This is a genomic window from Planococcus maitriensis, from assembly GCF_003289925.1.
Taxonomy (GTDB): Bacteria; Bacillota; Bacilli; order Bacillales_A; family Planococcaceae; genus Planococcus; species Planococcus maitriensis.
The window spans coordinates 387315-411626 of record NZ_QLZQ01000001.1 but is presented as its reverse complement, the minus strand read 5'-3'; the positions used below and the strand labels follow the sequence as shown (position 1 = coordinate 411626).

The 24312-nt window shown below is 49.7% G+C and carries 19 protein-coding genes; 3 read left to right on the top strand and 16 right to left on the bottom strand.

Features of this window, described 5'->3' with window-relative positions:
• Positions 1-36: 36 nt before the first annotated feature.
• Together DP119_RS01990 and DP119_RS01985 are read right to left on the bottom strand one after the other, a co-directional pair.
• Positions 37-1449 (bottom strand): YfcC family protein, encoded by a 1413-nt coding sequence (locus DP119_RS01990; protein ID WP_112230364.1) that lies wholly within the window; start codon positions 1447-1449, stop codon positions 37-39.
• A complete protein-coding gene (locus tag DP119_RS01985) occupies positions 1446-2570 on the bottom strand; it encodes a mandelate racemase/muconate lactonizing enzyme family protein (RefSeq protein WP_112230362.1) in 1125 nt (374 codons plus the stop codon). Before DP119_RS01985 ends, DP119_RS01990 begins: the two co-directional genes overlap by 4 nt.
• A gap of 149 nt (positions 2571-2719) precedes the next feature.
• Between DP119_RS01985 and DP119_RS01980 the strand changes: the two genes are divergently transcribed.
• The gene (locus DP119_RS01980; protein WP_112230360.1) at positions 2720-3922 is read left to right on the top strand and encodes a M20 metallopeptidase family protein; all 1203 of its coding nucleotides are present in this window, start codon (positions 2720-2722) and stop codon (positions 3920-3922) included.
• A 699-nt stretch (positions 3923-4621) separates the two neighbouring features.
• Here DP119_RS01980 and DP119_RS01975 read toward each other — a convergent pair.
• The 13 genes from DP119_RS01975 to DP119_RS01915 form a co-directional block, all read right to left on the bottom strand.
• The gene (locus tag DP119_RS01975; RefSeq protein ID WP_112230359.1) at positions 4622-5812 is read right to left on the bottom strand and encodes a glycine C-acetyltransferase; all 1191 of its coding nucleotides are present in this window, start codon (positions 5810-5812) and stop codon (positions 4622-4624) included.
• Between the two features lie 77 nt (positions 5813-5889).
• Complete coding sequence (locus DP119_RS01970) at positions 5890-7350, bottom strand: YhgE/Pip family protein (RefSeq protein WP_101805554.1); 1461 nt, start codon at positions 7348-7350, stop codon at positions 5890-5892.
• Entirely contained in the window at positions 7347-7805 is a 459-nt protein-coding gene (locus DP119_RS01965) for a MarR family winged helix-turn-helix transcriptional regulator (RefSeq protein WP_068870172.1), read from the bottom strand. The genes DP119_RS01970 and DP119_RS01965 overlap by 4 nt, the downstream gene beginning before the upstream one ends.
• A 148-nt stretch (positions 7806-7953) precedes the next feature.
• The gene (locus DP119_RS01960) at positions 7954-10065 is read right to left on the bottom strand and encodes an immune inhibitor A domain-containing protein (protein ID WP_112230355.1); all 2112 of its coding nucleotides are present in this window, start codon (positions 10063-10065) and stop codon (positions 7954-7956) included.
• A 245-nt stretch (positions 10066-10310) separates the two neighbouring features.
• Positions 10311-11444, bottom strand: coding sequence for a bifunctional cystathionine gamma-lyase/homocysteine desulfhydrase (locus DP119_RS01955; RefSeq protein ID WP_112230353.1), 1134 nt, complete (start codon positions 11442-11444; stop codon positions 10311-10313).
• Positions 11441-12376, bottom strand: a complete 936-nt coding sequence (locus DP119_RS01950; RefSeq protein WP_112230351.1) for a PLP-dependent cysteine synthase family protein — start codon at positions 12374-12376, stop codon at positions 11441-11443. Before DP119_RS01950 ends, DP119_RS01955 begins: the two co-directional genes overlap by 4 nt.
• 11 nt (positions 12377-12387) lie before the next feature.
• A complete protein-coding gene (locus DP119_RS01945) occupies positions 12388-12861 on the bottom strand; it encodes an S-ribosylhomocysteine lyase (protein WP_058382886.1) in 474 nt (157 codons plus the stop codon).
• Between the two features lie 13 nt (positions 12862-12874).
• Entirely contained in the window at positions 12875-13510 is a 636-nt protein-coding gene (locus tag DP119_RS01940; protein WP_112230349.1) for a class I SAM-dependent methyltransferase, read from the bottom strand.
• A 162-nt stretch (positions 13511-13672) separates the two neighbouring features.
• Entirely contained in the window at positions 13673-14317 is a 645-nt protein-coding gene (locus tag DP119_RS01935) for a YczE/YyaS/YitT family protein (RefSeq protein ID WP_112230348.1), read from the bottom strand.
• A 55-nt stretch (positions 14318-14372) separates the two neighbouring features.
• On the bottom strand, positions 14373-14861 hold the full coding sequence (gene ybaK / locus DP119_RS01930; RefSeq protein WP_101191387.1) for a Cys-tRNA(Pro) deacylase: 489 nt from the start codon (positions 14859-14861) through the stop codon (positions 14373-14375).
• Between the two features lie 14 nt (positions 14862-14875).
• Positions 14876-17035, bottom strand: coding sequence for a DNA topoisomerase III (locus DP119_RS01925; protein ID WP_112230346.1), 2160 nt, complete (start codon positions 17033-17035; stop codon positions 14876-14878).
• A 141-nt stretch (positions 17036-17176) separates the two neighbouring features.
• Positions 17177-17740, bottom strand: a complete 564-nt coding sequence (locus DP119_RS01920; protein ID WP_112230344.1) for an NADPH-dependent FMN reductase — start codon at positions 17738-17740, stop codon at positions 17177-17179.
• Between the two features lie 155 nt (positions 17741-17895).
• On the bottom strand, positions 17896-19719 hold the full coding sequence (locus DP119_RS01915) for a cation:proton antiporter (RefSeq protein WP_112230342.1): 1824 nt from the start codon (positions 19717-19719) through the stop codon (positions 17896-17898).
• A gap of 158 nt (positions 19720-19877) precedes the next feature.
• Between DP119_RS01915 and DP119_RS01910 the strand changes: the two genes are divergently transcribed.
• Together DP119_RS01910 and DP119_RS01905 are read left to right on the top strand one after the other, a co-directional pair.
• On the top strand, positions 19878-20060 hold the full coding sequence (locus DP119_RS01910; protein ID WP_112231896.1) for an SE1832 family protein: 183 nt from the start codon (positions 19878-19880) through the stop codon (positions 20058-20060).
• 37 nt (positions 20061-20097) lie between these two features.
• On the top strand, positions 20098-21663 hold the full coding sequence (locus DP119_RS01905; protein ID WP_112230340.1) for an ABC-F family ATP-binding cassette domain-containing protein: 1566 nt from the start codon (positions 20098-20100) through the stop codon (positions 21661-21663).
• Positions 21664-22854: 1191 nt separating this feature from the next.
• Here the strand turns inward: DP119_RS01905 and DP119_RS01900 are convergent.
• Complete coding sequence (locus DP119_RS01900; protein WP_112230338.1) at positions 22855-24303, bottom strand: phospholipase D family protein; 1449 nt, start codon at positions 24301-24303, stop codon at positions 22855-22857.
• Between the last annotated feature and the right edge of the window lie 9 nt (positions 24304-24312).

The following is a 24312-nucleotide window of genomic DNA, read 5'->3' as shown; positions in this document are numbered from 1 at the left end:
ATCCCCAGTGCACTTGGCACTGGGGATTTTTTGTATTCAGGATACGCCGATCATGACGGCGATGACGAGTGCGACGAGCGCAATCAATAGCCAGCCGACGACCAGTTTCCAAACGAATTTCACCCATTTTTCATAAGGGATACCCGCCACTGCTAAATAACCCATTAACGCAGCGGATGTCGGGATGATGGAGTTGGTGATTCCGTCCCCGTATTGATACGCAAGCACCGCCACTTGGCGTTCGATGGACAATAGATCCGACAGCGGCGTCATGATCGGCATTGTCGTTGCCGCCTGGCCGCTTCCGGAAGGAATGAAGAAGTTGATGACGACTTGCGTGAAGAACATGCCGATGACCGTCAAAGCATTCGGCAAGCCGCTGATGACGCTTGATAAGCCGTGGATCATCGTATCCATGATGACCCCTTGCTCCATGATGACCAGGATCGCACGGGCAAACCCGACAATCAATGCACCGAAGACGACCAATTTCATGCCGTCGACAAAAGCATCGAACATGCGGTTGACGCCTAAGTTCCCGACAAGCCCTGCCGCAAAGCCAATGATGACAAACGAAGCGGCAAGTTCCGTCAAATACCAGCCCCATTCAAAGACGCCGTAGACATTGATGCCAAGGCCGACTGCAAGGAACACGAACACCATGCCGTGGCGCCAGTTGAACGCACCGAGCGCTTCCGCCTGGTCTTTTGTCGATGATTTCTGTGCGCGTTTCTCAATTTCATAGATGACGCTTTGCGTCGGGTCTTTTTTCACTTTCGCCGCATAGCGCATGACATACCAGATCGCGAAGCCGAGGAAGAAAATATACGCCCCGAAGCGGAAGCCGATTCCAGAGAAAATCTGCAATTCCGCGATGCCTTGTGCAATCCCAACGGTAAACGGATTGAGCATGCCGCCGATAAAACCGGATGCCGCACCGAGCGATACCATCGCAGTTCCCGTCATGGCGTCAAAGCCGATTGCCCGTGCAACTGCAATGCCGATTGGCACGAAGATGATGACTTCTTCGGCCATCCCAATTGTGGCACCTAATACCGAAAACAGGATCATGATGATCGGGATCAAAAACTTTTCGCGCTTCTCAAGCTTATCGACCACTTTGGCGATACCGGATTCGATCGCCCCTGTCGCACGGATGATGCCGAACGCACCGCCGACCAGGAAGATATAGAAGATGATGCTTGAAGCTTCAGACATCCCAGTCGGAATCGCTTTGAACAATTCAAAGAATCCGACCGGGCTTTGTTCGACTTCCGCGAAGGAATTGTCGATGACGACCGTGCGCCCATCCACTTCCTCCCGCTCGTATTGCCCTGCTGGAATCAAATACGAAGCGACCATCGCCGCAATCATGATCAAAAATAAAATTGCGTATGTATGCGGGATCTTGCCTCCGCTTTTTTTAAGCTTTCCGGGTTTTGCCGTCATGCAAGATCGCCTCCCACCGCGCAAGATGTGACCGTCAATTTCTCCAGCTTCTCCGGATCGACTTCAATGCCAAGCCCAGGCTTGCCGCTCAGGAGTACATATGGATGTTCATATTCCAGGTCGCCGATTTCTTCGCTGAATAATAGCGGCCCTGTCAATTCCGTGCTTTCGATATTGATCCGTGACATCGCCGCGTGATAGCCGGCGCTTGATGCAACCGACGATTCGACCATCGAGCCGATCTGGCATAGCATACCGGCAGCTTCAGCGGTTTTCGCCATTTGCACCGCATGGAAAATCCCGCCGCATTTCATCAATTTGATATTGATGACATCGGCTGCATCGAGACGGATGATTTCGAGTAAATCTTCCATCGATTGGACTGTTTCATCCGCCATAATCGGCACCGCTGTTTTCTGCCGCACTTCCGCCAAGCCGCGGATATCGCCCATGCGAATCGGCTGTTCGACCCAGCTGAGCCCGGCAGTTTCAAGCTGGCGGATCGCCGAGACCGCTGTCCCGACCGATTTCCATCCTTGGTTGACATCGACGCGGATCGGCACGGAGTCCCCGACTTCCTTGCGTACTGCCAGGATTCGTTCAACATCCAATTGCGCATTTCCTGACCCGACTTTTAATTTCAACGAACCATAGCCCGCTTCGACTGCCTGTTTCGCTTTTTTCGCCATGATTTCAGGCGATTCGATGCTCAAAACGCGCGGATAGGATAAATGCTCTTTCGACTGCCCGCCGAGCAAATTATAGACAGGCTGTCCCGAAGCTTTCCCCATCAAGTCGTAGCAAGCGATGTCGACCGCGGCTTTCGCTGCCGGGTTACCTGCCAAAATCCCTTTCATCTTATGATGGATCGCTTCAATATCGAATGGGTTCATGCCGATCACGGCCGGCAGGAACAATTCCTTCAGCACTTCGTAGCTCGCCGTGAAATATTCGCCTGTCACATGCTCATCCGGCACCGCTTCCCCATAGCCGACCAAGCCGTTATCCGTTTCCAGTTCAAGGATCAGAGACGGCATGTCCGGGTAGGTCGCATAGGAAATGATGAATGGTTCATGCAAAGGAAAGCGCACTGCATGCAATCGTGCTTGAGTGATTTTCATAATGAAGCCCCCATTTATAAGTAGTATTGTATGATTATACTACAAAAACTTTTGAAATAGCGTAATAATTTTGATGCTTCCGGAAATACGGCGTATAATGGCGTCAGTGTGTTTGTAAAATTTATTCAGGATAAAGGAGTTTATTGTTGATGAGCTTATTAAAACAAACCGATACATTGATCGATTCCCTACAAGAGGAAATGGTGGGCATCCGCCGCCATCTCCATATGCACCCGGAACTGTCCCATCAGGAAGTGGAAACGCCCGCTTATATCGCAGATCGCTTAGAGGAAATGGGTGTTGAAGTGCGCCGGGGTGTCGGCGGACGAGGCGTCGTCGGAACGATCCGCGGCGGCAAACCCGGCAAGACAATCGCTTTCCGCGCTGACTTTGACGCGCTTCCGATCGACGACCAAAAAGAGGCTTCTTATAAATCGACGATTCCAGGCGTCATGCATGCTTGCGGCCACGATGGCCACACCGCCGGCCTTCTCGGCTTTGCGAAGGCGATGATGGCGATCAAGGACGAACTCCCTGGAACGATTGTGCTGATCCACCAATTCGGCGAAGAACTGTCCCCAGGCGGTGCACGCGCGATGATCGAAGACGGCTGCCTCGACGGCGTCGACCTCGTATTCGGCGCGCATCTTCAAAGCAAGATGGAGTCAGGAAAAGTCTATCTCCGAGATGGCTACCTGCAAGCTTCTGAAGACGCCATCAAGATCAATGTCTACGGCTCCGGAACCCATGGCGCCGAACCGCATACCGGCATCGATCCGATCCTTGCCGCGAGCCACATCATGGTCGCACTGCAATCGATCGTCAGCCGCAATGCAGACCCGCTGAAAGAACTCGTCGTGTCGATCGGCAAATTCCATGCCGGTGATGCCGATAATGTCATCCCAAGCAAAGCCGTCATGGAAGGCACGATCCGCGTGTTCGATCCGGAACTGCGCAAGCTCGCCAGCGAACGCGTCCGCTCAGTCGCTGAAAACGTCGCCGCTGCCATGGGCGCACAAGCTGAAGTGATTGTCGAGACGGGCTACGATTCGCTCTGGAACCACCCGGAAGCCGCGGAAATTGTCCGCACTTCCGCTCGCCCTGTCGTCGGTGAAGACAATGTCATCGACATCGACCCGATCATGCCGGTCGAGGATTTTGCGTATTACACGCAAGTGAAACCAGGCGCCTACTTCTTTGTCGGCGCGAAAATGGCAGACGAAACGCTCGTCTATCCACACCATCACGAAAATTTCGATTTCAATGAAGACGCGATGAACACGGCGGCAAAAGTCTTCGCATCCATCTATTTCAATGCCCAGCAAGCAGACACTGATTCTGCAGAATCATAAAGCATATCCCCCTTCAGCTGATCAGCTGAAGGGGGATTTTTTCTTGCCTTAGAAATCGAGCCACAAGCTTTATCCGTTTCATCCACTAGGTGTAGCTTAATTGGATTTGTGAGCGTAGTGGATATTCCGATGTATGTTTCGCCCTGTGCCAGCCGCCTCCCGCTTTGGGCTGGCCTCCCGCAATGAGCCAAGAAGAACGCTTGTCTCATTGCTCCGGCACGCCCTTGGACGCGGTTCGGCTTTTAGATTTCAATGGGTGTTGTGTGCGAGAAAGTATCGCTGTTGATTGGATGCATCCGTTGGTGGAGACGCTTAGTTGAACTTGATAGTAATAAAGATGCTTCACTGACTATTCTTCTTGTAATTATGAAGCTTTCCAAAGCTGTTTGTGCTTACTTCAACGTGTGATGAATTTCATTTCCTTTCTAAAACTAGAGATGGAGCGGAAAGGGGCGACTCCGGGAGGATTAGCGAGACAATTGAGACCCTGCAAGCGAATCCGCGAAAGATATTGAGCGTATTCGTTTGCGAAGCACGAACGTAGTGAGAGTTGAGCAGGCGGGGTTTTGCGCAGCGATCGAAGCGGCTCAATGAGAGCCCTCCGGAAAGCGTCCCCTTGGAGCGAAATCTACCCAACTAATTCTTACTATTCACGCTCAAAAAACCCGCACAACTCGAATGAGCTGTGCGGGTGTCGTCTTACTTGATGACGTTCAGTTCTTTGCCGACTTTTGCGTAGATCTCGATCGCTTCATCGAGCATTTCTTTCGTATGTGCCGCTGTTGGCATGTTGCGCACACGGCCAGTGCCGCGTGGAACCGTCGGGAAGACGATCGATTTCGCGTAGACGCCTTCTTCGAACAAGCGTTTCGAGAACTGTTGGGTCAATTTCTCGTCACCGATGATGCATGGCGTGATCGGTGTTGCAGAATCGCCGATATCAAAGCCAAGCTCCTTCAAGCCTTTCTTCAAATAATCGCCGTTGTCCCAAAGCTTGTCGTGAAGTTCTGTAGAGTCGATGATCTTTTGGACTGCGGCCGTCGTCGCCGCGACGTCTCCTGGTGTTACCGCTGTCGAGAACAAGAACGGGCGGGAGCGCACGCGCAGCCAGTCGATCAATTGCTTTTTGCCGGCTACATAGCCGCCGACAACGCCGACCGCTTTAGACAGCGTGCCCATCTGCATATCGACTTCTTTTTCCAAACCGAAATGCTTCACGGTGCCTTTGCCTTTGCCCGTGACGCCTGAACCGTGCGCGTCATCGACATACGTGATCAAGTCGAATTCCTTTGCGATTTCCACGATTTCCGGAAGTTTTGCGATATCGCCGTCCATTGAGAAGACGCCGTCCGTGATGACCATCACTTTATTGTAAAGGCCGGATTCAGTCGCTTCTTTCGCTTTCTGGCGAAGGTCTTCCATATCGGAATGCTTGAACGCGATGATTTTCGCTTTCGACAGTCGGCAGCCATCAATGATCGAAGCGTGGTTCAATTGATCGGACAGGATTGCATCGTTCTTGTCCATGACCGCGGAAATCGCCGCCATATTGCAGTTGAAGCCGGATTGGAATGAAATCGCCGCTTCGGTTCCTTTGAACTCAGCCAATTTCTCTTCCAGTTGCACGTGCAAGTCGAGCGTCCCGTTGATGGTGCGGACAGCGCCAGCGCCGACTCCGTATTTCTCGATCGCTTGAATCGCCACTTTCTTCAAGTCTTCATCTGTTGCAAGCCCCAAATAGTTGTTTGATGATAAGTTGATCAGGTCCTTGCCGCCGATTTTTATAATCGCTCCGTTCGGGCCTTCTACCGGGTCGATTTCATTATATAGGCCTTGCTCTTTCAATTCCGTTAAGTTTTCTTCCAAAAACGCATCCAATTTTTTCGACACAGTCCTCTTCCTTTCAAAAAACGAATTCTGACTCCATCTTATCACACCGGGATTTTTTCCAAAAGAAAAAGCGGGCCTCAGACGGCCGCTCCTCTTTTTGCTAATTCAGATGCTGTTTTCCGTTCTTTCTGGAAGCGGAAATAATAGACGGCCCCTAAGAGCAAAATCATCGCCAATAAAATAGCCACAAGAATCCATAATGCTTGTTCGAACGGAACATTTCCTTCAAAGCCGAAAATCGACTCTCTCAATGCTTTGATTGCATACGTCATGGGGGAATATGGGTGGACAGCTTGGAAAAAGCCATTCGTCAATTGGATCGGAAAGGTTCCTTCACTGGCACCAAGCTGCAAAACCAACAGCAAGATTCCCAGGAAGTTTCCCACTTTATCGAATGCAGCAACCAAAACAGACAAGATGAACATCCACGTATTCGAAATGACAAAGAGAATCAACAGGAAAGACCCTAGATTTTCCACAGGGATATCCAAGACTTTCAATATGAACACAGCTAATAAAGCCGCTTGGAACGTTCCCTGTGCCAATATGACCGATAGTTTACTGCCCCACCAAATAAGCAGTGTCGTCGATTCACGGTCGCGTGTCCGGAAAGGATAAATGGTCGAAAAAGCGATTGCCCCGACAAACAAGCTGAGCGCAATAATATAAGGCGCAAAGCTCTGGCCATAGTTTTCGACTTCAGTTACGGTCTCTTTATTTACCTCCACGGGTTCGCTGATGAGCTTGGCATTTGCCGTTTCAAACGCATACGCTGAAATTTCTTCCGACGCTGCGGACAACTCATCGCTCAAACTCGCTGATCCACTGCCTAATTCATCGATGCCTTGGCTGATCTGCTTGTTTCCTTCGATTAGTTTTTCAAGCTCTGCAGCTAGCGGTGAAGGTGCTTGGGCGGCAAGGGCTTCCATGCCATCCCCTAATTGCCCTGCCGATTCTGCCAGCTGCTCCGCTCCATCCGCTAACTCCCCTGCACCGGATGAAGCTTCTTTATAGCCGTCATTCATGTCGTTTACCGTTTCAAATACTTTTTCGGTGTATAATTCCCGGACTTCGGAAGCTACTGCCGTTTCCACGGCCAAGATGCTTTGGTCCGCAATCGATTTACCAGAGTAACTATAGCCTGGATTGGTCTCCACATCCAAAGCCATTTCTTTCGGCTCGTCGGTCAAAAGTGAGGAAGCATTACTCGAAAAATCTTCGGGCAAAGTAATGGAAGCATAATAATCCCCTTTGACCACACCAGCATGTGCTTCATCACTTCCGACGAAATGCCATTCAAAATCATCATTGCCTTTAAGCTCGGCCACAATCTCCTCACCGATATGAATGCTTTCCCCTTCTAATTCAACTTCTTGGTCTTCATTGACGACCGCAATTGGAAGATCCTCCGTTTTTCCATATGGATCCCACATTGAGGTCAAAAACGAGGCGCTGTAGATAACCGGTAAAAACATGACGGCTATTAGCGAGATAATCAGCATTTTTTTCGAGAAAACCGTTTTCAGTTCATGAATCATTGTTTGTCGCCGTCCTTCTTCATTTTTAAGCATTTTACGATTTCGTCCAATTGGCTAGTGAACTTTATGATCTCATCACCTGTAAAGCGTTCCGCCAGCAACTCATTCAGATTTTCAAAGATGACTGTCTCGCTAATCACCAATAGTTCCGTTCCTTTTTGAGTAATTGAAATGGCTTTTTTACGTAAATCCTGATTAGTCAATATGGCAATCAAGCCATCTTGCTCCAATTTCTTGATCCGGTTGGAAATGGCTGTTTTAAAGACTCCCTGGATATCCGCGATCTCACTTTGGGAAATGGCTGGATTTTTTTTGATGATCCGCAAAGTCTGCAATTGTTGCGGAGAATAGGCTTTTAACTCTTCATGATTAGCGAATATATCTGCTACATAGGCATTTACTTCCAAAATGGCTTCACTGAATTTCGAGTACGCCGTGAATAGTTCCTGAGACATTAGTATACCCCCTGTACTTATTTCTTTTTATAGTACACCCGCTGTACTATATATTCAAGTATTTACTTCGCTCTTTGCTGTAACGATGGATCTAGCTGTAAAAAACACAGCAAAAAAAGAGCGGGCAACTGCCCGCTCTCATCATCACTTATTTTTTGTTATTGCCTTTTCCTTTACCTTTGCTTTTATCTTCTTTGTACAGTACTTCGTACGTAAATTCTTTTGCTTCTTTCTGGTCTGGCGCTGCTGCATAAGAAGTGATCATTTTCAAATTGCCTTCACGCAGCACTTGCTGCAAGTCGAGTGCTTCTTTTTCCGTTACATTGTACGGATCGACATTAAATACGCGCTGCTTGCCATTTTTCTTCGTTTGAATGAATGTCGTTGTGAAGTCGACATACTCGCCTTTCAACTGTCCGAGTGATTGGAACGGCTCCGTAGAAGTTCCATCTGCCGTGAAGCTGCCTAGTTCGATATTTTTCACGAACCAGCCTGCTTCGTTGGAACCCCAGTCCGTTAAGTTGCGGAACGAGACCAATACATCTTGCCCTGCGTATGCCGACAAATCGAATGTTTCAGTAGACCAATTCGTTTTCTTGCCTGTGAAGCCTGGCAAATTCTCTTTGATCGTCGGGTAGCCTTCTTCCACTACGTCGTCGCGCGTGTTTTCGTTGTCGAGTGATTTCCACGTTTCGCCGTTATCCGTAGACACTTGGACTGTCGCAAAATCCCATTGCTCTTCGATGTCGTAATAATGCTCAAAGCTCAAAGTCGGGTTTTCAGTTGGAACTGTTGCCCCGAAGATCAAGGCTTGGTCCGCTTCGTCGCCATTGTTTGCATGAAGCACTTGCTCAGAAGCGTCAAGCGGATTGGCGACCGTTTCCCATTGCAATGGCAGGAAGTCCACGCCGTCGAACTTCATGCCGCGCACTGTGCGGTCCAAATCGAATTCCTTAAAGTCTCCGCCCCATGCCGGAACGCCTTCTTTTTCAAAAGTTTTTGCTTTCTCAAAGTCCACAGTCTTGCCGCGGACGCCGTCACCGACTGGCAGTTCACGTAAATCGATGCTATCGAATTTGTAATCTTTGCTGACCGTGTCGTCATCCAAAGTCAATGCGGTCATGAAGTCTTGGTATAGCTCAGTGAATGTTTTGTTTGTGCCGTAGTCTTCCAATACTTTATCGACTGACGCCATGCCTTGAGACGTGCCGTCTGTCGCCAGTTCACGGATGAACTCCTGGCCGAACTTGTCGTACATATAAAGCGTGAACAAATAAACCTGTCCGTAATCTGCGATCGTTTCAGGTCCTGTTGCCGCTGTTCCGTGCTCATCCCAGTTGACGAGCGAGTTTTCCGGGTGGTCCAAATAGAAGTTGATCGATCCTTCGCCGTGGCCATAGCCGCCAAGGAACTCAGAGAATGTTGACATCCCTTCGTTGAGCCATGTTTCTTCTGCACCGTCATTGTCCGCTTGGATCAAATGCTGAAGCTCGTGGATTGTCGTGCCGAAGAACGTGCTCTCCAAACGCGTTTCCCATGAATTCGTATCGATCGTGATGATATTGCGGTCCGTATAGTTTTCAAGCGTCTGCCAGAAGAAGCCGGCTACGAAGAACGGATAGGACGGATTGTTCCAGCCTTCATCCTGGACGTTATCGACGAGCATGATCACTTTATCGGATCCTTCATAATAACCTTCTGGTAGGCCAACCATGCCAGGAAGCGGCGACTTTGAGCCATCCAGCGTATCCGGCGTGCCGAAGAAGTCGGTCGCTACCGGATAGATATTGCTGTCGAACTCATCGCGCAGTTTATCCACTTGCGCTTGCGTGACGATGTCAGCCGGTTTCGGGTTGTCCGGGCCATATGCTAAATCATTGGCGACCCAGATTTCCACATTGTCGCCGACGCTGCGGAGCGTGAATTCCTTAAATGATAAATTGCGGTCCAAGAATAGCTTCGTTCCGTGATCTTCAGTGAAATGCTCGCTTGCCGCAGCATTTTCTCCACCGTCTGCTGTTTCATCGTTCAATGCTCCAGCTTGGTCTTTGATGCGCTGCTCTGCTTCTTTTTGGAACGCCTCGTCATTTGTCAGGTGATTCAGCTCTTGGTCGATGTCGATGCGTTCGCCATAACGCTCCTCATCCCAAGCGCCGAGTGACGGCAGCTCCTCGACCGGTGCCGCACTTGCTGCTGGGGAATATAGGGAAAGCGCCAATGCGCTCGCTGATAGAATAGGGAACCACTTGCTTTTTTTCATGAATATGTATCTCCTTCCAGAAATATCTGAATATTTTTTCTTTCTAAAGATTACCACTTCTTCCATCCTTGAAGAATAGGGTAAATTATTTATTTCGTTAACCGAAATACAGGAGATTCATCATACCCTAACGGTGTGTTTATTAGGTAAATTATATTAATATTCTGATTTAACAATCTTTTCATTTTAATAAAATCTATAGAACTCCATTAAAAAAAGCGGGCATCTGCCCGCTTCTTTAACATTTACGATAATGCTTGCTGCAAGTCTTCTATTAGATCTTCTACATCTTCAATTCCAACCGAAATTCGCACCAAGCCCTCTGTGATGCCGAGTTCTGCACGGCGGTCTTCAGGAATCGAGGCATGCGTCATCTGCGCCGGAACTGAGATCAAACTTTCTACCGCCCCTAGACTTTCCGCTAGGGTGAAGTATTTCAGTTTCGCCAACAGCGCATCCGCTTTTTCTTTGCTGCCGACGTCAAAGGAAATCATTCCGCCGAAGCCGCGCGCTTGTTTTTCCATTAAGGCTTTGCCCGAATGGCTTTCGAGCCCCGGATAAATGACCGCTTCGACCGCCTCGTGCCCATCCAAAAACTCCGCAATTTGCTGGGCGTTGGTATTGGTCTCTTCCATGCGGATACCGAGCGTTTTCAGTCCGCGCATCAACAGCCACGAATCTTGCGGCCCAAGAATTGCGCCAACGGAATTTTGGACGAAATGCAATTCTTCTGCCAGTTGTGCCGTATTGACAACGACAAGCCCCGCGACGACATCGCTATGGCCGCCGATATACTTCGTTGCGCTATGCAAGACGATATCCGCCCCAAGAGAAATCGGGTTTTGGAAATAAGGGGTCATGAACGTGTTGTCGACAATCGTCAACAGCCCGTTTCCTTTAGCGAACGTCGCGACTGCTCCGATATCCGTCACTTTCAAAAGCGGATTGGTCGGTGTTTCGATAAAGATCGCTTTCGTATTTTCCTGAACGGCAGCTTTCACTTGCTCCAAGTCACCCGTATCGACGAATGTGAATTCGAGACCGAAGCGGTTCAGCACTTTATTCATGACGCGATAAGTTCCGCCGTACACATCGTCCGTCAAAATGACGTGGTCGCCTGCTGAAAACAGCATCATGACAGAAGAAATGGCCGCCATCCCGGAACCGAATGCAAATCCTGCGTGCCCGTATTCCACATCCGCAATCAACTCTTCCAGCGCGTGGCGCGTCGGATTTCCGGTCCGTGAATATTCATAGCCTTTGAACTTACCTACAGCTTCCTGCTTGTAGGTGCTCACTTGATAAATCGGTGTCGATACAGCGCCGGTCGCTTCGTCTCCGAAGATGCCGCCGTGAATCAATCTAGTTTTCGGTTTCATTGCTGTTCCTCCTCAAAAAGAGCTCCGTAAATATCTTGGCTCAAATAGCGTTCGCTTGAATCGGCAAAGACCGTGGCGATATGGCTGCCTGGTTTTGCTGATTGCGCTTCACGCAAAGCCGCAACAAATGCAGCGCCCGATGAACTGCCGACGAGAAGCCCTTCATTTTGGGCAAGCTCACTTACGGCTGCAAACGCCTCTTTATCTGTAATCGTGTGGATGCCATCAAAATACTGCGTGTCCATAAACGGCGGAAGCAATTCCATGCCGATGCCCTCAGTTTTGTGCGGGCCGGACTCGCCGCCATTTAAAATCGATCCTTCCGGTTCCACGATCACCGTTTTGATTTTCGGTTTTTGTGCTTTCAGAAAACGCGACGTGCCCATAAACGTACCGCCGGATCCTGCACCAGCGACAAAGATGTCGATCTTGCCGTCCATCTGCTCCCAAAGTTCAGGGCCAAGCGTCTGGACATAGGTGTCCGGATTGGCGGCGTTTGCGAATTGCGCCGGCATGAACGCGCCTTCTTGCTCAGCTATTTCAGTCGCTTTTTTGATGGCGCCTTTGATGCCATCGGCGGTCGGCGTATTGATCACTTCAGCACCTAATGCACGCATGAGCGTTTGTTTTTCCATGCTGAACTTTTGCGGAACGACCAGCTTCAGGCGATAACCTTTGCCGATTGCCGCAATCGCGAGTCCGATGCCCGTGTTGCCGGCAGTCGGCTCTACAATCGTGCCGCCCGCTTTGAGCTCTCCGTGTTTCTCCGCGTCAGCAATCAACGCTACACCGAGTCGGTCTTTGACGCTGCCACCCGGGTTGAAAAATTCCAACTTGGCGAATATTCGGCAGCCGTTCGGAATCGCGCTATGTGTCAACTCCAGGACCGGCGTACGGCCGATCAATTGCTGAATCTCTGTTGCGTATTCCATGCTGATTCCCCTTATGCAGTTTCTTCTTTGAATACTTGGCGCCACTCGTCTTTTTTCGCCAGCATTTCTTTAGCTAGTTCATGTGCGCCTTCTAAGCTATGGCTTGCTGCCCAACCGCATTGCACTTCGTTGCATGCTGGTACCTCGTCTGCCGCAATGACATCCGTCAAAGTCGCTTCGAGAATGCGTAAAATGTCTTCGTAGTCATCGTGGTTAATGACTGACAAGTAAAAGCCCGTTTGGCAGCCCATTGGCCCGATGTCGATAATTTGGTCCGAATGGTTGCGGCTATGCTCCGCCATCATGTGCTCAAGTGAGTGAAGCCCCGGCATATCCATATGTTCTTTGTTCGGCTGCTTGAAACGGATATCGTATTTTTTGATGGTATCTCCGTTTGATCCTGTTTTTTCACCAGCTAGGCGGACATAAGGTGCCGCTACTTTTGTATGGTCTAGGTTAAAGCTTTCTACATTCATTTTTTTCATTGGAATCTCCCTCTCATCGTTTAGTCGCATCGATCAAAAATACATAGTCATTTAAGCGTGTAAATATAACGTCAAATCCATGTTCCTGAAAAATCATTTCCAATACAGGCACAGTTGTATAATGTTCGCGCTTCAAGTCTTCGACAAGATTCGCATGGCCTTCCCCTTCTTCGTAAACGATGCGCCCGAGTTTGGCCTCAGCTGATTCGAATACGGTATCGGCGAAAACGATTTTCCCGCCCAAAGGCAATAGCTCGGCATATTGCTGAATTGCCTGAGCTTTTTCTTCATCCGTCAGATGATGGAAGGCATAACTGCTGACGAAGCTGTTCGGCTTTTGAGGCAAATCAAATGCCAAAAAGTCGCCATCCATTATATCGAGCTCAGGAAATTTTTGTGCGGCTACGTTTCTCATGGCGCCATTCGGCTCGATGCCAGTTACGGTGTACCCTTCTTGGAGAAGTGCTGAAGTCAAATTGCCCGTGCCGACGCCAAATTCCACGACTGGCTCCTTAGCTTTCTTCGCGACCGCCGATAGAATCTCCTGGTAATTTTCGAAAACTGCTTTATATTCCGGGTCATGCCCACTTACCGAGTCATCATATGTGTGCACCCATTCATCAAATATCTCAACAAATTCTCTTCCCATATCGGCACTCTCGCTCTCTTGGATGTTATTTTAAACTAAACCAATAATGTTACTTGGTTTTATTTATAACATATGCTATTGTCTAGTTCAACTGCCAGGTTTTTTCTGGGTTCATTAGAACCACATATAAAAAAGACCTAGCATCCGCCAGGCCTTTCAACTTTATATTTTCAACACCGGTGGAACGTCTTTTTGATGCTTTAAAATGAGACATTTCAATAAAGATTCACATTGCACGAGTGATTTCTGTACAATCCTGCCGATCAATAGTGCACTCACCACGGTACCGACTCCCACAGGTCCTCCGAGCATCCAACCCAGAAGCGCAACAATCACTTCAATCGCTGTCCGGATGGTGCTGACGCTGAACCCTGTTTTCTGAACCAAGATCAGCATCAAGTCATCTCGTGGGCCAGCTCCCATTTTGGGTGAGACGTACATGCCGACACCATAGCCCATCACAAAAATCCCCGCTATAAAAATCAGGATTTGCCCGATTAGCGAATGGATATCCGGGAGAAGGAAATTGAATAAATCGATAAACAAACCGATCAGCAGCATATTTAGCCACGTCCCGAACTGGGGCCATCTTCGGCGCACGAGAGACGTAGTGCTGATCAGTGTAAATCCCGCAATGATTGACCACGTGCCGATTGTCAGGCCGAAATTCTCGTACAAGCCGACATGCAAAACATCCCACGGCCCGATGCCGAGACGATAGCCTTTGATGGTCATGGAGATTCCGAGGCCCAGCAACATCATGCCGAACAGGAAAAACAGCCATCGGTAATACATAGATACTTTCATTCTTTATCCTTCTTTCTTCTGAATCCTATACGCCGGAGCAGCGAACAGGAAACACTTACGGCTTCACCGTCAATTCCGCAAACTCACCTCGTGTTGCTTTCAGCAAATCTTCCGGTGCCAGTTTCAACTGTGCCCCGACTTTTCCGGCAGAAACGATAATTTCATTCAACTGGGAGGCTTGTTCGGCGACGAATGTCCTGAACGGCTTTTTCATGCCGAACGGGGAACAGCCTCCGCGCACGTAACCCGTGAGCGGTAAAATCTCTTTGACCGGCACCATCTCGATTTTCTTTTCGCCGCAGGCTTTTGCGGCCAGTTTTAAATCCAGCTCTTCGGCGACCGGCACGAGAAATACGTAATGATCCTTGGAGGACCCCGCTGCCACGAGTGTCTTATAGACAGTCTCTACAGGTGCTCCGATTTTCGCCGCAACCGATACCCCATCGATTTTCCCGTCATCGGTGCTGTACTGAAGCGGCTCATAATCGATTTTTTCACGGTCCAATATGCGTGCGGCGTTGGTTTTTGCTGCTTTTTTCGCCACCTTGCCCCCTCCTGTCAGTCGTTTTGCTCGAGCAGTTTCTTCAAGGCATCCGCCATTGCCGTGTTTTGCGGCGGCTCGTCTTGTTTCTTCAAATACTTGTTAACATCTTTCTTGTTTGCTTTCGATTGTCCTGCTTTTTTGCGTTTTTCAAATGCTGATAATTTTTCACGGTGTCCGCATTTGCAGACGAACATTTTATTGTCGCCATCTCCGACCATGTCCATTCGTTTATGGCAATTCGGGCAGCGGGCATTCGTCTGCATCGAGACGTTTTTCTTGAAGCCGCATTCGCGGTCTTGGCATACGTGCATCTTGCCGCGTTTGCCATTCACTTCAAGAAGCGGCTTGCCGCAGTCCGGGCACATCTTGCCGGTAATGTTATCGTGCTTGAATTTCTTATCGCTGGATTTGATCTCGGCTACCGACTTTTTCGAGAACGCGACCATTTCTTTCATGAACTGCTCTTTCTTCAGCTGGCCTTTGGCGATTTTCGTCAATTGTGTTTCCCAGTCCGCCGTCAATTTCGGTGACTTCAAATCTTCAGGAACGAGCTCCAATAATTGGCGCCCTTTCGACGTAATCGTCAAATCCTTGCCTTTTTTCTCAATTAAAAAGCTGTTGAACAATTTATCGATAATGTCTGCGCGCGTCGCGACGGTGCCGAGCCCGCCGGTGTCCCCGAGCGTCTGGATGAGCGCTTTCGATTCGCCCGCCATGAACTGGGCCGGGTTTTCCATCGCTCCGAGCAATGTTCCTTCATTGAAGAACGCGGGCGGCTTGGTCTTGCCTTCTGTCAAGGTGATGCCTTTCAATTCCACGGCCTGTCCCTTTTCGAATGGCGGCAAGGTCGATTCGCCCTCTTCATCGGCATCTTTGTAGACGCGCTTCCAGCCTTCGTTGCGGATCGTATTGCCTTTGGCCTGGAAGGTTTCACCTGCGACGTCCAATGTGACAGTCGTCCGGTCGTATTCATGCTGTGGCAGGAAGACGGCGAGGAAACGGCGGACGATCATGTCGTACAGCTTGTATTCCTTATCGCTCAGTTCGTGGAGCATCGGCGTTTCCTCTGTCGGGATGATGGCGTGGTGGTCGGATACTTTGCTGTCGTCGATGACGCCTTTTTGCGGCACGCCTGAATTCTTCAGCGCGGCATTCGCGAGCGAACGGTATTCCCCGACCTGCACCGCCTTGATGTGGTCTTTCAAGGTACCTTTCATGTCGCTCGTCAAATGCTTCGAATCCGTCCGCGGATACGTGACGATTTTATAGCGCTCATATAGATTCTGCAAGGTATTGAGCGTTTCTTTTGCGGACCAGCCATAGCGTTTATACGCTTCTTTTTGCAGCTCGGTCAAATCGAACAATGGCGGCGCCGGCTGTTTTTTCGGCGTGATTTTCACGTCCACCACCGTGCCTTTGTCCGCCTTATCGAGCTTGGCGAACAAGCGGTCGATCCGCTCTCTCTCGAAACTCTGCGTCGACTTCCCGTCCGTCCAGGTGAACGACGCGTTGTCGCTGATCGCCTGAAGGCCGTAGTACGGTTTCGGTTGGAAATTGCGGATGTCCTGTTCGCGCTGTGCGATCATCGCAAGCGTTGGTGTCTGCACGCGCCCTGTCGACAATTGGGCATTATGCTTTACCGTCAGCGCACGCGTCGCGTTGATGCCCACGACCCAGTCCGCTTCCGCTCTGGCGACTGCCGCCTGGTACAGGGTTTCATACGCTTTGCCGTCTTTCAGGTTTTGGAAACCGTCTTTGATCGCTTTATCGGTGACGGAGGAGATCCATAGCCGCTTCACCGGTTTCTTGACTTTCGCTTGTTCCAAGATCCAGCGCGCGACCAGCTCCCCTTCCCGCCCGGCATCGGTCGCAATGATGACTTCTTTTACATCTCTGCGGTTCAGCTGCGCTTTGACTGCATTGTATTGCTTCATGGTCTGCTTGATCGGGACCAACTTGAACGGCTCCGGAAGAATCGGCAGGCTGTCCATTTTCCATTCTTTCAAGTCGTTATTGTATTGTTCAGGCTGTGCATGCGTCACCAAGTGGCCAAGTGCCCACGTGACGATATATTGCTTGCCTTCTAGAAAGCCGTTGCCCTTTTGGGAACATCCGAGCACTCGCGCAATATCGCGCGCAACGGATGGCTTTTCTGCAAGAACTACTGATTTCATAAGCTAAAACCCCTTTTCTACAGCGTCTAGTATAGCATTTTCTTCCCGTTTTTGTGGAGGAAGCGCATTGCCGAGCCCTATCGTTTATTTCATGATCTCTGGAATCCAGGCCATAAAAAAACCTCCCGCGGGAGGTTTTTCTTAATGATTATCGAGTGATTCCTTTGAGAGATGGGTGCTCATTTCTGCGTATTGCACGAACACGCGTGCAAGTTCGCGCAGGCGGTCATGGACATCGTCGTTGATGATGGCATTCGTATCATCGAAATGGCTCGTATGCGTGTAGACATAATTCGGCGTCACGAGGCAGCGGAAATAATCCAGAATGGGTTTCAGCTGATTCTCGATGACCAAGTGATGCTGGTAGGTGCCGCCGTTTGCGACGATCGATACCGGTTTATAGCGCATCGTCCGCGGGTGAAGCATATCGAATGCATTTTTCAAGACACCTGGAATCGATCCCTGGAAAATCGGCGACGCGATGATATAGCCATCCGCTTCTTCAAAGCGCTGCACCATTTCACGCATGCTGTCGTTGTATTCCGCAGTCGGCCGCCCATCCACGAATTGATGTTCATATTCACCCATGCTCAAAATGCTCAATTCCATCTCTGGATTCGCTTGCTCGAGATAGACTTTGACCTGTTCCAATACAGCGCCGGTCTTGCGCCCGATTATTGTTCCATCCACTAATAAAATCTTCATGATCCTGCATCCTCCTCGACTACATATAAGCAGGCAGCGAAACTGAAACTGCCCTTCCCTATTGATTTATCTGGTGCAGTGCTTGCTGCAGCTATTCTTTATCATAGCAAAGACACATTCCCCTTGCGTATCGATAGGGCTTATAATGAAAGATTTCATTCTTTAGTCTGAGAATCTTTTTTGATGCGCTTCATTTCCAGGCGCTCCTGGATGCGGTCGGAATCGCGCTCTGGCCCTGTGAAGCTGACGATGGTATCGCCTTGCTTCGGTTCCAGTACTTTATCGGACGTGAAGAACTCAATGTTTCCTTGCGCCGTTTCTATGAATAACGGAATCGTATTGGCTGACCACTTCTTATTGAATTCCTCATAAGTGAAGCGCTCAGTCAACTTCGTGGAACGGATGGCATAGCCTTGCTCTGCCTTTTCATCGAGTGCATGGATGTTCCACTCTTCCGTGAAGAGGATCCTGCCGCTCAATGAGGAATGGAAATCGTCTGGATCGCCTTGATGAAGCGCCGTCTGGAACAAATTGATGCGCCCCATTTCCGGCACGAAGTTATTGACGACAAGCGCGTTGAACGAATCCGTCTCCGACGCGACGATCATTTTCTCGTATGGCGTCAAGTCCACTTCATATTCCGTATGTTCGGAAAGGATATTCCCCACATAGGTCTTGATCCCGATCTGGCGCGCTTTTTGCAGGCGGCCCCAGGAATCATCGACGAGCAGCACATTCTTCTCCATATCATACAGGGCTTTCGCCATCGCAGTCGTGAACCTGGTGGCCCCGATGACGATGATCCCTGGATCTTCCGCTGAAGCCAAACCCAATTTGCGGCCGACCCAGGTGATGGAAAATCCATGCGCAACTACCGTGGAGAATACGAGCGCAAAGGTCAGCGCGGTCAAAAGTTCCGCATCTTCAAATCCGGCATCCAATAAGACACTGGCAAAATACCCCGAGACAGTCAACGCGACGATGCCCCGCGGGGCGATCCACCCGACCAGGGCTTTTTCCTGCCAGCTCAAGTCGGTACCGATGGTCGCCAGCCAGATGGATAGCGGCCGGACGATAAATAACATGACCAACACAAATGAAATGATGGACCAATTGAAGATTTCGAACAGCACATCCATGCTGAGAGAAGCCGTCAGCATCAAGAACACGCTGGAAATCAAGAGAATGGACATTGTCTCTTTGAAATGGCGCATGTCATTGATCGAGGTGATGTTCATATTCGCCATGACCATCCCCATCGCCGTAACCGCTAGCAAGCCGGTTTCGTGCATCACGATATCCGAGATGACAAATGTCAACAGCACGACGCCGAACACCATCGGCGATTTAAGGAATTCCGGGATTTGGCCGCGCTCGAACATCCAGCCCATCCCAAGCCCTGCCCCTGCGCCGATTACCGTCGCAAACAGCGATGCCAGGAAGAATAGGCCGAATGCTGCAGCCGTTACATCCCCTTCTGCAAATAACACGAATTGGAACGCAAACAAAGCCAGTAATGCACCGAATGGGTCGACAATGATGCCTTCCCATTTCAATAAGGCTGCCGGCCGGGATTTCAGCTTGGCTTGGCGAAGCAACGGCATGATGACAGTCGGGCCGGTCACGATGAACAAGCCGCCGATGACGAACGAAACTGCCCACGAAAGACCGGCTACATAATGCGCAGCCAAGGTCCCGCCTGCCCAGGCAAGCAAAGCGCCGAATGTAACGATCCGCCACACCGGCTTATTGAATCCGCGGATCTCCTTGAAATTCAAGTTCAAGCTGCCTTCAAACAGGATGATGGCAACAGCTAGCGACACAAGCGGCCGGAATAATTCCCCGAAACTCTCTTCCGGGGAAATCACGGCGAAAATCGGGCCGATCAATAACCCCGCAATCGACATCAACACAATCGCTGGAAGGCGGAGACGCCAGGCGATCCATTGCGACAGAACGCCGAGGAAAATAATTAACATGAGATCAAACAATAAACTGTCGATGGCATCTCACTTCCTTTTTCATTTTTTGTTATTATAAAGGAGTTATAGTGCGCAATGAAAGCGAGAAGCCGAGCGTATCGATTTAAATTTTCTCTATTTGTGGTACAATACAGAGAAAAACTAGGGTGATTTTGTTGAACAAGCAGGAAATCGAATACGCCATCGCCGAACTGAAGAGCGATTACGTACGCCAACAGGGTGATATTGAAAAACTGGAAACGACCGGCCACCATAAAATGGTCGATAAAGCCGAAGAACGGCTTGAAAAAATGGAACAGCGTCTTGCGGAATTAAACAAAAAACTCGCGGAACTTTAACCGCGGTTTTTTTTATGGAAAGTGGAGGAACATATACATGAGTTTATTGACAGTAGAAAACCTGAGCCACACATTCGGTGACCGTACTTTATTCAATGACATTTCTTTTCGTTTAGTCGAAGGGGAACATGTCGGGCTTGTCGGGGCGAATGGCGTCGGGAAATCGACACTGATGAATATTTTGACGGGCAAGCAAATCCATGACGAAGGCAAAGTCGAATGGCAACCGAAGACACATTACGGCTATTTGGACCAGCACACACAGCTGGCGCCTGGACGCACCATCCGCCAAACTTTGCAGGATGCCTTCTTGCCGCTTTATGAAAAAGAAAAAGAATTGAACGACATCGCCATGAAAATGGGCGACGCCGATCCGGAACAGCTCGAAGCTTTGCTCGAGCAGATGGCTGAAGTCCAGGATGCACTGGATGCCGGCGATTTCTATACTTTGGACGTCAAGGTGGAAGAAATTGCACGCGGGCTCGGGCTCGACGCCATCGGTCTCGAACGCAGCGTTGAATCCCTTTCCGGCGGACAGCGGACCAAGCTGCTACTAGCAAAACTCTTGCTGGAAAAACCGAAAGTGCTATTGCTGGATGAGCCGACCAACTATCTGGATGAAGAACATATCCAATGGCTCGTCAATTACTTGAAGAACTATCCGCATGCTTTCCTGCTCATTTCGCATGATACGGAATTCATGAGTTCGGTGACCGGCGTCATTTTCCATTTGGAATTCTCCCGCCTGAACCGCTATACTGCCTCTTACGAAAAGTTCATCGAGCTTGCGGAACTGGCGAAAAAGCAGCATCTCGAGGCTTACGAGAAACAAGAAGACATGATCAAGAAAACCGAGACCTTCATCGCCAAAAACAAAGCGCGTGCTTCGACGACGGGACGCGCGAAATCCCGCCAGAAGCAATTGGACCGCATGGACCGCATCGAAAAACCGGAAATGGCGGCCAAACCGCAATTCTCCTTTAAGGAAACACGCAGCCCAAGCCGCTATGTCGTTGAAGCGGAAGCCCTGCGCATTGGCTACGACAAGCCTTTGTTGCCGCCTTTGTCCTTCATGATCGAACGCGGCGAAAAAATCGCGCTCGTCGGCATGAACGGTGTCGGGAAATCGACTTTGCTCAAGACGATGCTCGGCAAGATCAAGCCGCTTGACGGAGACGTCATCCGCGGTGAATATTTGACGCCTAGCTATTTTGAACAGGAAGTGAAGGCACCGACGCACCGCCCGATCGATGAAATCTGGGATGCCTATCCTTCGATGGACCAGGGCCAAGTGCGTGGCGCCCTTGCCCGCACCGGATTGAAGAGCGAACATATCGGCCGCCCGATGAACCAATTGAGCGGTGGCGAGCAGGCGAAAGTGCGCTTGTGCAAATTGATGCTCGAAGAAAGCAATTGGCTGATTTTCGATGAACCGACGAACCACTTGGACGTCGATGCGAAAGCCGAGCTCAAGCGTGCAATGCAAGCTTACAAAGGCACGATCGTTCTCGTCAGCCACGAACCGGATTTCTACGACGGCCTTGCCACGAAAGTCTGGAACGTCGAGGAATGGATCGAAGCCGGCAAGCAGAACGAAGAATAAATTTAAAAACCGCTGCACACGTGAAATTTCGTGTGCAGCGGTTTTTTGATGCGGAATTTTGTGTGTGGAATCGTTCCTAAATTCTATTTTTGCTTCACCTCGCTAGTCGCCGCCTGGCTTTGGGTTGGCCTCTTGCCGCAAGCCAGGAATAACACCTGTCTTACAGCATCGGCTCACCCTTTTACGCTGGCCGGCATGAAGATTTCATTGATTCCGGTGCGTTTAAATAGATCTGCTTCTTTAGGTAGTTGCCGGCTAGTGGGGAAATCGCTTCCCTGGTCTAGTTTCGACTGAGATATTAGAGTTTGTTTGTGGAATCGTTCCCAACCTCCATTTTGCTTCAGCTCACTAGTCGCCGCCCGGCTTTGGGTTGGCCTCTGGCAGTAATGAATTGGCGAAAGGAAGTTGAGCCAATTCATCTGTGATGCTTGAGCGTAGCGAAAGTTGAGCAAGCCGTTTTATATGATGATTGGATGCAGCTTTCACTTACTGCTTCGGCTCACCCTTGGCGCTGGCCGGCTTGAAGACTTCATTGATGGGGGTGCGTTTAATCAGATCTGCTTCTGTACGAGTTGCCGGTTAGTGTGGAAATCGCTTCCCTGGTCTAGTTTCGACTGAGATATTAGAGTTTGATTGTGGACTCGTTCCTAACCTTTATTTTGCTTCAGCTTATTAATCGCCGCCCGGCTTTGGGTTGGCCTCTTGCAATAAGCCAGGAAAAACGCCTGTCTTATTGCATCGGCTCACCCTTGGCGCTGGCCGGCTTGAAGATTTCATTGATTCCGGTGCGTTTAAATAGATCTGCTTCTTTAGGTAGTTGCCGGCTAGCGGGGGAATCGCTTCCCTGAATCTAGCGACTGGCAAGCAGATTATTGAATAGAAGGTTTTTTATTATGTGAGTGGAGAATCGTGACATCATTTCCTTCTATCTGAATGAAGCAAGTTACAGAGTGTAGTGCTTTTTCACAACTTCTTCTGAGTGGACCGAAGAAATGATTTTTCGCTCTAAAATAGAGACGGAGTGGAAGGGGCCGACTCCGGGAGGATCAGCGAGACAATTGAGACCCTGCAGGAGCGCAGCGACGAAGCGGCTCAATGCGAGCCCTCCGGAAAGCGTGCCCATGGAACGCAGTCGAATAGCACAAGCTATTCATACTTACTCTGTTTCTCATATTACTTACTTATTTATTTTCAATAAGTCGTCAGCTTGAAGAGTTTTTGGAAGTTATAGATGCCGCGCTGCCAGAAGGTGAAGTCGTCTTGATATTCTTCTACATCCAGCGTATAAAGAGCATCTTCATTGTCCCAAAGCCGGTCGAAATAAGTGTTGAGATCCCCGACCAGTTCGCTGTCGGTCGGCGCTTTGATCAGGATATCCGCTTCCAGGTTATAATCCCTTAAGGCCCTTTCTGTCAGATTGGCTGCTCCGCTGACAATGACCGTTTCTTCCTGTTTCTTGATCATTGTCGCTTTTGTATGGAATTGCCCGATCACAGCGTTGTACCAGCGCACTTGCATTTCATCATCGGTTGCGGCGCGCATTTCGTGGACCGCGGGGCGGTTAGGCAACCCGGTCTTTTCGTTTCCGAATGCGTTCGCATTGGGGTCCAGCACGAGCCGGACATCCACTCCCCGGTTGGTAGCCTCGACCAAACTGTCCATAATATCGCTTTCGGACAAATAAAACATGGCCATGCGGATGCTGTCGCCCGGCTCGGTATCATTGATATGCTCCAGCAAAGCTTTTTGCACTTGGCGTTCGGTGACGTATTGAACACCGTACTCTCCCTGCTGTTCAGGCGCCTGTGCCCGCGGGAAATCGGGGCCTCCAGACATGTGGGATACCGCTTCTTCAGCTTCGAGCATATCGTCTAGTACAGGCCCGCTCACCCGAAAAGCCATATTGCCGTGGAAGCCACTTACGTTATGCGGATTGGCGGAGCTGACAATCGCCTCTTTTTCAGAAATGATGGTTTTGCGATGATTCGCCTTAACATTCATCAACTTCATATAGGACGAGAGTGTCATATCGGGAGCATCGCTCGACATCCCATTTTTTATCCAGCCTTTTCCGTCGATATCGAACCATTGGAAAATCACACGGTAAAGCCCTGAATACAGCGGCATCGAATCGCGTAATTTGTCGAGGTCTGTCAGGATGACTTCTATCCCTTCCGCTTCAAGTGCAGAAAGAAGGAGGCTGTCGTACGACCCATAACCCGTGTTCAACGGGTCCGAAATAAAATAAATTTGAAAATCCGGATTTTCCTGCTTTTTTGCTATCAAGTGATCGGCCAAACGTTCCGCAATGGCAGGAAACTCTTCGTCCTGGTCATTGAAATTATCGAATAAGAAAAAATCGAGGACTAAAAATTCGTCCGCCCGATTGATCAAACCGTTAATTTCATCAAAAATCCTCATTTCATGTTGCAAGCCCTTGCCGTTTTTATCCTGCGCAAAACTGAGGTCATAAATCATCTCCACTTGCTCGGCACTGTGCAGCTCGCCTGCGAATGACACGCCTTCCGGCAAGGGTTTAAACGTATGCCAAATGATGACAATTATGTACAGCGCAGCAAGCACTCCCACGACACCCATGATAATGCGTCGACGCTTGCTGTAATTCTTGATTTTTTTCATTAAGTTCCC